The organism is Bacillus sp. FSL R9-9410 (assembly GCF_038050385.1).
GTDB lineage: Bacteria > Bacillota > Bacilli > Bacillales > Bacillaceae_G > Bacillus_A > Bacillus_A cereus_U.
In genome coordinates, this window is record NZ_JBBOTV010000001.1 from 2,564,165 (window position 1) to 2,576,265 (window position 12,101).

Below are 12,101 nucleotides of genomic sequence, written 5' to 3' on the forward strand. Positions count from 1 at the left end.
TCTAAAGCGAGGTAAAGTAGATCATATATATCCTTATATACCTAATTAGAACTTATACTCAAATTTCTAACATGACATTACCATTTTATTACATAAATTCAATTTCATATACGCATATTAATATAAACTTTATAGCGAGGTCTGTATATGAAAAAAGCAATTAGTTTCTTTCTCCTTTTGTTTTGCCTTATTGTTGTAAATGAAACATATGCCTATTCACCAAAATCTTTACCAATCTCTCAAAACTCTGATCAATGGCAAGTGAATATTGATAAAGTGAATATAAAGGATAAAAATATGGTGCAACCTAAAAAGGGTGTGTTTCAAACTTATCATTTCTCTGTAAAAAATCTCGGGAAAAATGAAGTGTATAACGTACAAGTTGAAGTATTTCGTAACGAGCCAAATACGAAAACAAAATATGAACTCTTTTCTCGAAAAGAAGGTCGGCTAGCAAGCAAAAAAACTGGATTTGAACATGCTAACTTACCTATTTCTACAAAAGCAGATGAGGTTGACGTTATTATTACATGGCAAGAACACCCTTTCCGCTCGATGAGAAACGGTCAAAAGGTTGAGTCTAGAAAATTTAAAGAGCATTTTGTTTTTAAAGAAACAAAAAAGTAAATGGCATGAGAATATATTCACACTATCATTGATATAGCTTAATTTACTAGTACCAATTCTTATGTGAATTAAAAAGTCGTGGCTTATAAAAGCCACGACTTTTTAATTAATTCGTACTAATCCCTCTCGCTGCCCAAATGCGATCAATTTCAGCTGCGTGTTGTCCGCCGTATAAAAGAGCATCTGCTTGCTTAATCGCTTTCGCTCCATCACGGAATTTCGCATTTGGCGTTAATGACCAATGTGATTGTAAAATAATTTTTGTTGCTACATCACGGCCAAAAGCTTGCGCCATTTCATATTGACCTTGAGCCCATATTTCCCCATCATTATGCACTTCATTCGTTATATCTTTCGGATATACTTTATTCGTATCTAATCGGCGTAAGCACGTTGGATCTGAACTAGAGTAAGCAGCCGCATCCCATTCTCCAATGCATGCTTTTCCGTAACCTGTCGTTGATACCGCATCTTCATACGTTGCGCCTAAGAAATCACCAAATCCTTCTCCCATCGCTCCGCCTTCTGGTGAACTTCCGAAGCCAGGTACTTGATTATCTTGAATAGAATGTCCATATTCATGCGCAATAATGCCAGCATCTTCTGCATCATCTACTCCGCCAGTACCGAAAGTTAAAGCCTTCGTTGATGGAGAATAGAATGAGTTATCATCAGTTGTACCATTTACATTCACTTTAATCGAACGGTTATTAATATTTTTAAAGCCTATTCCTTGAATGTAACGCTGTAATGTATCAATATGATAATATGACATAACATCTTCAAAGCTATCATTTGCACGTGTAAAGTTAAATTGTAGGTTAGTAGATTTCGTCTTCGCCTTTGAAGAAATCGTGACATACTCCCCAATTAAAAATCCTGTACCATCTAGACCCTTTAAAGTAACTGTTTTTAGTTGATTATTTAACGCTGTAGAATCTGCATCATTATTATCCTTTAACCCTGCTAAACTACCACTTGATACGACAGGATTAGGTAAAAATACTTTCCCTGTTCCTTCTGCTTTTCGGTTTATATCAACCTTTTTAATTAACTTTCCATTTTCCGCATCAATAAATGTTTCCCATGCACCAAATGGATTATTAGAATGGACTACAACTTTGTATACTGGGATAGCGATTCCCTCTTCAATCATATATCCGAATTCTTTCTCAGTAGGAGCCCATAAGTTTTGCTCACTTTCTCCTCCAACATAAGCCATTGATTTTTGTTCAGCATCTTTTTCACTAATCTTTTTAGCTATTTCTTTCACACTTTGAACCGCCTGGTAATCAGAAACAGCAAGTACTCCTTGTCCCTGGCCATTAATAGTAACTGTTATTTGTTTTGAAAATACAGGAGCACCATTGACTACTTGTTGGAATCTAACATATGAAGCTACTGACGTTTCAGTTGTAGAAATATATTGTAAGTCTGAAAGGTCTGCCTTTAATCCATACTGCGCAGCATTTCCTTTTAAATATTCAATTGCTTTTTTCTGTGGTGAATAAGCTTCTAGCTTTACTTGCTGTTGTTTTTCCAATGCCGAAACCGTAGAAATCGTCCCCATTACTAATGGCACAGTCATTGCCATTGCCACCATTTTTTTGTTTAACATAAAACCACTCCCCCTAATAAATTGAATCCTTTACCCCATTCCTTTAAGGCTATTACTGTCCACAAGTAACGAGATAAATTGAATCTACGAGTAATTCTATACGAGCAATTCTATTACCTTCACATTTATGGTGAGTGAAATTTTCTCAATAATTATGTATAAAATGAGAACAATACTTTAGAAATATATTTATTTCCCACTTCGATTAACTATATTTTACTAAAATAATGTATTGAAAAATAGGTTATTTTTTACCTAACGGTAGGTTGAAAAATACCTAAATGAATGATACACTTTAATTAATCTTTTTTATTGGGAGGATTTATTATGAGTAAAAGTGAAGAAACACTCTCTTCCATAGTCGAAGCAAGTTATCGACTATTTGCCGGTCACGGCATTGCCAAAACGACCTATACAATGATTGCTGAAGAAGTTGGTATTGCCAAGCCATCTATTTATTATTACTTTAAATCTAAAGATGCATTAATTGAAAGTATTTTTAATGAATTATGCGAAGCGATGCAGTTCTCCTCATTCTTTCATACAGAAGAATTTACGAAAGAGAATTTCATTGAGAAATGTGTTGAAATTGGCTTTAAAATGATAGACGAACAACAGAAAGATCCTTATTTTAATCGTGTATTACAAGAATATGTATTACTATCTTCAAGAAACGATATGTACAAAGATCGATTACTAACTGTACAAATAGAATATTTAAACGGATTTGAATCACTCCTAACAAAAGCAAATGAACTTCAACTCATTCAAAATAAAAATCTAGTTTCAAAAGCTCATATGTTGGCATTAGTACTTGATAATATCGGAAACTTCATGATGTTCGATGTAAATATGAATTATAAACAAATATGGATTGAAGCTGTCCACAGCATATTCGAAAGAAGTGATTCGTATGAAAACTAAAAAACGAATTATCGGCTTAGATTTTGCTAGAGCGTGGGCAATGTTTGGAATGTTACTAGTTAATTTCATGGTAATAACAGGGGCGGAAGGAAATGGGCCTCCTCTGTTAAAAACCTTTATGACACTTTTTGAAGGTAGAGCTTCTGCCTTGTTTGTTATACTTGCTGGGATTGGCATAACTTTAATGACTAAATCATCTGTTGCTAGCCAAGAGAAAATAAAAATCAATACCAGCCGAATATTGATTTGGAAACGATCACTATTCTTATTTATTTTAGGGTTATTATTGTATGTAATGGAATGGACGGGTGATATTTTACACTACTACGGCGTTTACCTTTTCATCGCTGCATTACTAATTACTGTACGAAGAACTATACTAATATGGATTTCTATCATTATTTTACTTGCTGCACAATATCTCCAACTTACTTTCAACGCCTTCGAAGGATGGGGAGGCACAATCCCATTTATAAACTATATAGACTTTTGGACCTTAAAAGGTTTTCTTCGCAACTTATTTTTTAATGGCTATCACCCTATTTTCCCATGGTTTTCTTTCTTCTTAATCGGTATGATAATTGGCAGATTAGATCTTCATAATAGAAAAATTAGACATAGATTGCTCTTACTCGGTATAACAGTAACGATAATTATAGAGCTGTTGTCCAAAGCATTAACTCACCTTTTTATCCCATACATTGGTGAGGAAGCATCTACATTTTTGTTTAATACAGGCCCTATTTTACCAAATATATTATACGTCGCATCTGCTGCAGGATCCGCTATTGCTATATTAATAATTTGCCTCTACATTGCTGAAAAACATGAAAAGAATTGGTTTATTACATCCATTGTACAAACAGGCCAATTAACATTAACTCATTATGTAAGTCATGTATTTATCGGTATTGGGATATTGATTCTATTAAATAGGATGGAACATCAAACACTATTATTCGTTTTACTATTTGCTACTGGATTTTTCATTTTCAGTGTATTATTTAGCGTTTTATGGAGAAAGAAATTTTCTAGAGGCCCTATCGAATGGATTATGAGGAAATTGGCCGGATAAAGTGAAACTTTAATCAGTGGGGATTTTGTCCATCCCCACTGATTATTAGCCCTCACCAATCGGGCTTTTACGAGCATACAAAAAGGAAGTTGGAATGATTCCAACTTCCTTTTTTCTTTAATTAGCCGCGTTTAATTTAATTCGGACTTTTGTCTCCCCTAAAGAAAGTTCATCGTCCTCATTCGTTAAGTGACCAAATGTAAATTGCTTGACGAGTAAGTTCTCTTCCAATAAATCTTTATGATTCGTTAACGTTTGCTGTAGTTCTTCTTCTGTATCAAGAATTACATCCACTCGTAAATTAACCGGTAAATTCAACTGCTTACGATATTCTTGAACTGCACGAATAAATTCACGTGCTACTCCTTCTTGTAACAATTCCTCAGTTACATTCGTATCTAACATAACCGTATATTGTCCGTTAGTCGTATTTGAGAATCCTGATTTCGCAACTTTCTCTACTAATACATCTTCAGCCGTGACAATTACTTCTTTCCCTGCTGTTGCTTCATATACTGCTTTTTCTGTTGATACAAAATTTTGTACTTCTTCTTGTGATAATTGTTTTAACCACCCGTTTACTGCATTCACATTTTTACCAAACTTCGGTCCCGCTGTTTTAAAATTCAGCTTTAATTGATATGATGTGTATTTCGATTCATCCAGTTCAACATGGAATGCTTTAACATTTAGCTCATCCATTACGATATCACGATAAGATTCCCAATCGATATCATTTTCGTTATGCTCAAGTAATACAAGCTCTGCTAACGGCTGTTTTACTTTTAATGAATGTTGATTACGATTACTTCTTCCAAGTTCAACAACTTGTAAAACAGCATCCATTTCCGCTTCTAACTTTGACTGGATAAGTGATTCGTTTACAACCGGATAATCTGCTAAATGAACGCTGCTTTCTTCTAAATTCAGATGAATATCCTCAGCTACAAACGGTGTAAATGGTGCGATTAATTTACTAATTGTTACAAGCACTTCATGAAGTGTTTCATACGCAGCTGCTTTTTCAGGATTCATACCAGATTCCCAAAAACGATTGCGTGAACGTCTTACATACCAGTTACTCACTTCATCTACAAGAGCAGCAATTTCACGAGCTGCATTTGTGAATTGATAATCATCAAGTGCAGTTCTTACCTTTCTCGTTGTGCTATGCAATCTCGATAACACCCATTCATCTAATTTCGTACGTTTAACTTCATACTTTTCTTTCGGATTATATTCATCTAAACTTGCATATAAAACGTAGAAGCTATACACATTGACTAACGTATCTACAAATTTAGATTTCGCTTCTTGTACTGTTCTTTCAGAAAATCGTTTCGCATTCCACGGTGCACTATCAACGAGTAGAGCCCACCTTAGAGCGTCGGCACCAAACTTCTCTACTAAATCAACAGGATCTAGTGCATTCCCTTTACTTTTAGACATTTTCTGTCCTTCTTCATCTAGAACATGCCCAAGTGATAATACTCGTTTATATGGTACTTTCCCTGTATATAGTGCTGATACGGCTAATAAACTATAAAACCAGCCGCGTGTTTGATCAATTCCCTCCGCAATTACATCTGCTGGAAACTGTTCTTCAAACAACTTTTTATTTTCAAACGGGTAATGATATTGCGCAAAAGGCATGGAACCACTATCAAACCAAACATCAATTACTTCTGGTGTTCGATTCATTGTACTTCCGCATTTTTCACAGCACACTTGTACTTCATCTACATATGGCTTATGCAATTCTAAATCTTCAGGTGTTTCTTTCGTACTATGCTTTCTTAATTCAGCAATACTTTTCGGTGCGAATTGATGATCGCAGCTTTCACATTCCCATACGTTTAACGGTGTTCCCCAATACCTATTTCGGCTAATATTCCAGTCCACCATATTCTCTAAAAACTTCCCAAAGCGTCCATGTTTCATATGATCTGGATACCACGTAACAGTATCATTATTTTGTAAAAATGTTTCTTTAATCTCAGTTGTTCGAATTAACCAGCTTTCTCCTGCATAATAAAGTAACGGTGAATCACAGCGCCAACAGTGTGGATAGCTATGTTCATATTTTTCTTTATGATATAGTAAACCTTCCTTCGCTAAATAACGAACGATATCAACGTCACAATCTTTTACAAATTTCCCTTTCAAAAATGGCACTGCTTCTGTATACTCACCTTTTTCATCTACAACATGTAAGAACGATAACCCTTCACTTTGAACGATTTTATAATCGTCCTCCCCGTATGCTGGAGCGATATGAACGAGTCCTGTACCACTATCTGCAGTTACAAAATCTGCCTCAATAACACGGTATCCATTTGTAACTTCCTTCATAGGAAACGGTGCCGTATACGATGTATTTAATAATTCTTCACCTTTATGAACAGATAGTACTTCATAGTTTTCTTTTAGTACTTCTTGTACACGTTCTTTCGCAACAATGTATACATATCCTTCTTGTTTCGCTTTAACGTATTCCATATTTGGATGTACGGCAAGTGCAACATTCGCTGGAAGTGTCCACGGTGTTGTCGTCCATCCAAGGAAATATTCATTTTCACTATCTTTCACTTTAAACTTAACTGTGGCGCTTAAATCTTTCACTGTTTTATATCCTTGTGCAACTTCATGTGAACTAAGAGATGTTTGACAGCTTGGGCAGTACGGTGAAACTCTATGCCCTTTATATAATAAGCCTTTTTCATGAATCGTCCCTAAAATATTCCATACACTTTCGATATATGGATTCTCTAAAGTAACGTACGGATCATCCATATCTACCCAATATCCAATACTCTCCGTAAATTCACGCCACTGCTTCTCATATGTGAATACACTTTCTTTACACTTTTGAATAAATGGTTCAATGCCGTACTCTTCAATTTCATGTTTACCTGAAATACCAAGTTGCTTTTCAACACCTAATTCTACAGGTAATCCATGTGTATCCCATCCAGCTTTTCTTAACACTTTATATCCAGCCATCGTTTTATATCTCGCTACTAAATCTTTAATCGCCCGCCCAAGTGCATGGCCGACGTGTGGTAATCCGTTCGCAGTTGGTGGCCCTTCATAAAACACAAAAGATTGTGCGCCTTCTCGATTCTGAATTGATTGCTCGAAAATACTTTGTTCGTTCCACTGCTTACGAATACGTGTTTCTCTCCCTACAGCTGACTCTTTTACATCTACTTTTTTCATGTACAATCACTCCTTTGAATTTTTTAAAAAGCACACAAAAAACCCGTCCCTATGAAGTAGGGACGGGTTTACCCGCGTTACCACCCTAATTCTATTAGCTTTTCACTAATAGCACTTAGCAACGTACTAACATACGCGTTCTTTGTAACGGTAGACATCCGTCCGAGCTTACTTTATTCAGCCACGGCTCCTCGGAGATGATTTTCAAATAACGTCTGCACACCGGCTTTCAGCAATACACCGGCTCTCTGGGGAACAGCTCACTATTTTACTCTTTCTCGTCTTCAGATTTGTATACTTTATTAAAAGTTATTTTATGCCATTGGGCAATTAATTGTCAACCAATTCAAAACATATTTTTATTTATATCCTTTTTCTCTATTCTTATACAATTACTTTTCAAATTCTCGCAATCCTGCTAAATCTTCATCTTCCTCTGCAAGTTCAGCGAAAAATCCTGTTTCATCTTCACGAAGTACAATTTCAAGTTGATCTCTTGCCTCTTCATTTCTGTTTAATGATGTTAAATAACAAGCATGATCGTATCTTGCTAACAAGTCAGTAGCATCAATTGCTAATATTTCACTTGTTATTTTTTCTGCCTTTGTCGTTTGCCCAGCTTTATGATACGAAGATCCTAAAGCAAGAAGAATTACCGTTTCATTTGGATGATGTACAGAAGCATCTTCTAATAAATAAATCGCATCCTCATACCTCTCTTGACTTTGATATACTTCTGCTAAAGCAAGGAATCCTCTACTTACAAATGGCGTTTTCTCAATTAATTGCAAATAAATTTTTTCGGCTTTTCTTTCTTCGCCTAGCTTACATAATACATTCGCTTGTAAAAGAAGAGTATCATAATCATCCGGTAGCTCTCGAACCATTTGTTTCGTTAATTCAAAAGCATCTCGTAACATATCTTCTTCCTCACACTCAATGAAAAGATTTACAAGTTGCTTCGCTACATCATAATCCCACTTATTTTCTAACGATGTTTGTAATACCTCTATCGCTTCTTTATTCATCGCTGCATTCTCGTAAAATAGTGCAAAACGCTGCGCTGCCATACTATTTTTTGGATTTAATTTCAAGGAGATTTCAAATAAATCGATAACAGCTGTAATCATTGAAATTTCCTTCGCACGATTTTTCATGCGATAAAATGCTCTTGTAAATATAGATTTTTTCGGTTGCTCATTTTGCTGCCTTTCTACTACTCTTTCGGCAACCGCAGTAGCTGCATACACAAACGCTGTACTTCTTTCTGCTTTTTTCACCTTTAACGTATGAAGTGCGTCTCTTATTTGCGATACTTTTTTATGTTGCTCCATTGCTTTTACGTACACACCAAATATACGTTCACTTTCCAAATCTTTATGCATTACTTTCAGCGCCACTTCGATTGCTTCTGCACTCTGCTTTTTAACTAGCAATTTCGCATAATGATATAGTACTTCCACATGCGCTTCATCTATTTTCATTGCACATTCAATATATTCTTTTTCTTTATTTACCTCATTCATCGCACCATATACGTATGCAATTGCATCTAAACGCCATATTTCTGGTACCTCTTCTGCTAATTGTTCTAGTTCAACTAGCAATTTTTCATGAAGATTCAAATCTACTGAAAGCTGTGCCAAATATTCCATATTAATATGCAAAGGCTCTTCTTTCATTGCCTGGACCATATGACTTTGTTCTTTATAACTATTTTCTTCTTTTTCATAGATTTCTGCTAGTTGCACATGTACACCTGTGAAATTCTTATCCATTTCTAAACATGTTTCATACGCATGCTTCGCTTCTTGAAATTGTCCTAACGCCATGAATGTTTCACCGATTCGGAAATACGGCAATGAATCCTGTTTTTTCTTAAGTGCATCATTATACCGTTTTATTGCTTGATCATACTGTCCAATAGATTCATATAAAACACCAGCGTAACAACCGTATTCAATTACTTCCGTTTTATCTTTTTCTAACGTTCTTAAAAACGCTATGCCTCGTTGCACGAAAGCTGTGTCTTTTATTCGATTGACATACTCATCCAACACGTTCGCTATATTAGCGTATACGCTTCGTATACCGCTCTCTAATTTAGAAAGTGCAAGTTTTAACTCTTTTTCATCCCCACCTAATGCAATTTCAGCATCCCATAGCACCATGCCAGCATTCATAAGGAAATCTTGATTGTCTTCAAATTGCTTATTAATACTAACAATATAGTTTTTTGCATCCTCATATTGTTCCTTTGCCATATAAACTTGAGTTAAGCCGAAATGGGCATATACATCTTCATTATTTTCTTCTAAAGAACGCTTATATATAGTTTCCGCTTCTTCCAGTTCATCATTTTGAAAATGCACATCTCCTAAACGAACATATAAAGATGCCTGATCTTCACAATTTTGAATTCCTTGTAATAAAATTTCCTTCGCATTATTCCCATCATCCAAATCTGATTCATAGATTTCCGAAAGCTTCGTATATAAATACGCTGCCGTTTTATCTAATTGAATTGCTACTTTAAGTCCTTTTACCGCCAAATACACTTTTCCTAAATGCTGAGCACATCTTGCACGTTCATACCATATGTGCGCTTCATACTTATATTCTTTTAATAAATCATTAAAGAATCCATATGCTTCTTCATATCGTTCTAAATCTATTAAAATTAAACCGTGATTTACAAGTGTAAACCTTTCTGGGCTACGTTCTATAGCTGTTAGAGAATACTCTAGCCCCTTTTCGGATTGATCCATATACATGTATGATAATGCTAAGAAACTCCACGCAACTGGTTGATCTGCATCCAATTGTAATGATGAACGAAAACTAGCAATCGCTTCTGCATAATTATCTTGCTCAAAAGAATAACGTCCATTTATAAGATGATACAACGCTTGACTATTTTTTTTCTCCACACTTTGAAGCATATATCCTGCTTTTTCCATATCTTGCAGACGAATAAAACACTGTGCACTATGCAATTTCACAAAGTCAGAGCTCGGAAACTTTTCCATTAATTTTTCTATACAAAACTGAATAAAATCTTTATCTACTTCAGCATCTAAATGTTTAATCGTATATAGCCAAGTGTTTGGATTTTCACTTGTTTCTTTTAAAAATAGTACTAACTTTTCAATCCCCTCTTTATCTTGCTCAGCTAAATGATCTGTAAGAGAAAAGATTGTTTTATAATAAATGTGTTCTTCCTCATTTAAAAATGAAAGTTGTTCTATTCTATCTTTTGGTATAAACGTAATAGCCAAACAATCTGTGTAACGATATTTTTCTTGCAATTTATCATATTCCACAAGAATCGGTTCCAAGAAATTCGGATCTTGAATATAAAAAGCTTGCAGTACATCGTCATAACCAGAAAGCACTTGTACATGGGAAGCGTGCTCAATATCTATACTTAATAAAACGGGAATACCTTGATTGAGTAATCTCTTATAATTTTCCTCATTCCCTTGAAAATAACGATATTCGTAACCTTGCTCTTCTATATATGTAACTGTATCTGAAAACTTAGAACCTGTTACATCAAAAATATATTGTGCAATTTCATCTTGCGTACGTTTTTCTCCCCATACCCCTAACATCATTTCCAAACTTGTTGGAACGCAATAGTTATCCTTTTGTACAACCGGAACTATCGGTAAACGAACCTTTTTTCCATCAGGATTTTTTTCTATATGATGATATAGAGAATTTTTCAAACTCTTTTCACTTTTCAATAGTGCTTGCAAATCGTGAATATTATTCATTTTATAAAATGCTTCTGCACGTAAATGTATAAAATAAGTTGTATATGCATGATGCGGAAGCATATGATTAATTTTATCTATTACCGCTAACATTTCTTCATAGCTCTCTAAATCTAATAAATATTTTACTTTTTCAAAATAGAAATATGGTACTTGAGGGAACTTTGCAATCGCATCATTAATGAGTTGTAATGCTCGCTGCTGTTCACCTTTATATGCATATAATTGCGCCAATAAGTACGTAGCTAACTCTTCACAATCTTTATGCTGCTGACCGGCTAAAAGTTGTTCCTCTGCCTTCTCCCACTCACCAGTCTGTATATATAAGTAACCCCATTTATCAAAAACTGCACGTGTACTATACTTTTCCGCCTTTTGCATATAGGCATAGGCCTCTTCATTTCGCTTCATATCTAACAAACATCTAACTAACGTAAAATATGCTTTCGTTAAAACATCCGCATCAGTTTCCTCTTCATTTACCTCTTCCAAAGAATCTTTTAATAATTGTTCAGCATCAAGAATTTTACGTTCATCAATTAACTCATCACAATATAAAGAGAGCGTTCTCATATTTGGGAATTTTTTATAAGTATAACGAATTAAAAAGGAGCTATATTGATGCATCAAACCTTCATCAGCAAGACGAATTAATGTATCAGACTCCTTGGGTGACGAGACGTTAGAAAGCCAGTTCTTCACGTATGATAACTTATTCGTTTCTTTTATATGCGCAATTTCATTATTTATCTCATGTAATCCATCTACAAATCTCTTTTCTTTCAAACAAACTTCTAATTGTTTAAAATCTAGCATGTATTCACCTCAAATAATTATTTATACTGCCATTTGCAAGCAG

At 34.9% G+C, this 12,101-nt stretch carries 6 protein-coding genes and 1 other annotated feature; of the genes, 3 read left to right on the forward strand and 3 right to left on the reverse strand.

The window, feature by feature from the left end; genetic code table 11:
- Positions 1-147 precede the first annotated feature (147 nt).
- Complete coding sequence (locus MKX77_RS13325; protein WP_341306890.1) at positions 148-627, forward strand: hypothetical protein; 480 nt, start codon at positions 148-150, stop codon at positions 625-627.
- A gap of 106 nt (positions 628-733) precedes the next feature.
- On the opposite strand, the gene MKX77_RS13330 is transcribed toward MKX77_RS13325, so the two are convergent.
- A complete protein-coding gene (locus tag MKX77_RS13330; RefSeq protein ID WP_341306891.1) occupies positions 734-2,245 on the reverse strand; it encodes a M36 family metallopeptidase in 1,512 nt (503 codons plus the stop codon).
- 327 nt (positions 2,246-2,572) lie between these two features.
- Between MKX77_RS13330 and MKX77_RS13335 the strand changes: the two genes are divergently transcribed.
- Together MKX77_RS13335 and MKX77_RS13340 are read left to right on the forward strand one after the other, a co-directional pair.
- Positions 2,573-3,169 (forward strand): TetR/AcrR family transcriptional regulator, encoded by a 597-nt coding sequence (locus tag MKX77_RS13335; RefSeq protein ID WP_341306892.1) that lies wholly within the window; start codon positions 2,573-2,575, stop codon positions 3,167-3,169.
- A complete protein-coding gene (locus MKX77_RS13340; protein ID WP_215556189.1) occupies positions 3,159-4,244 on the forward strand; it encodes a DUF418 domain-containing protein in 1,086 nt (361 codons plus the stop codon). Before MKX77_RS13335 ends, MKX77_RS13340 begins: the two co-directional genes overlap by 11 nt.
- Positions 4,245-4,361: 117 nt before the next feature.
- Here MKX77_RS13340 and ileS read toward each other — a convergent pair whose 3' ends face one another.
- Together ileS and MKX77_RS13350 are read right to left on the reverse strand one after the other, a co-directional pair.
- Entirely contained in the window at positions 4,362-7,463 is a 3,102-nt protein-coding gene (ileS, locus tag MKX77_RS13345; protein ID WP_341306893.1) for an isoleucine--tRNA ligase, read from the reverse strand.
- A 55-nt stretch (positions 7,464-7,518) separates the two neighbouring features.
- Positions 7,519-7,757 (reverse strand) — a binding site (T-box leader).
- A 98-nt stretch (positions 7,758-7,855) separates the two neighbouring features.
- Positions 7,856-12,058 (reverse strand): tetratricopeptide repeat protein, encoded by a 4,203-nt coding sequence (locus tag MKX77_RS13350; protein ID WP_341306894.1) that lies wholly within the window; start codon positions 12,056-12,058, stop codon positions 7,856-7,858.
- Positions 12,059-12,101: the final 43 nt, after the last annotated feature.

Bases quoted from the DNA above. Each gene is read 5' to 3' on its own strand.
- MKX77_RS13350 (WP_341306894.1), bottom strand. From the start codon at position 12,058: ATGCTAGATTTTAAACAATTAGAAGTTTGTTTGAAAGAAAAGAGATTT.
- MKX77_RS13330 (WP_341306891.1), bottom strand. From the start codon at position 2,245: ATGTTAAACAAAAAAATGGTGGCAATGGCAATGACTGTGCCATTAGTA.
- MKX77_RS13335 (WP_341306892.1), top strand. From the start codon at position 2,573: ATGAGTAAAAGTGAAGAAACACTCTCTTCCATAGTCGAAGCAAGTTAT.
- MKX77_RS13340 (WP_215556189.1), top strand. From the start codon at position 3,159: ATGAAAACTAAAAAACGAATTATCGGCTTAGATTTTGCTAGAGCGTGG.
- MKX77_RS13325 (WP_341306890.1), top strand. From the start codon at position 148: ATGAAAAAAGCAATTAGTTTCTTTCTCCTTTTGTTTTGCCTTATTGTT.
- ileS (WP_341306893.1), bottom strand. From the start codon at position 7,463: ATGAAAAAAGTAGATGTAAAAGAGTCAGCTGTAGGGAGAGAAACACGT.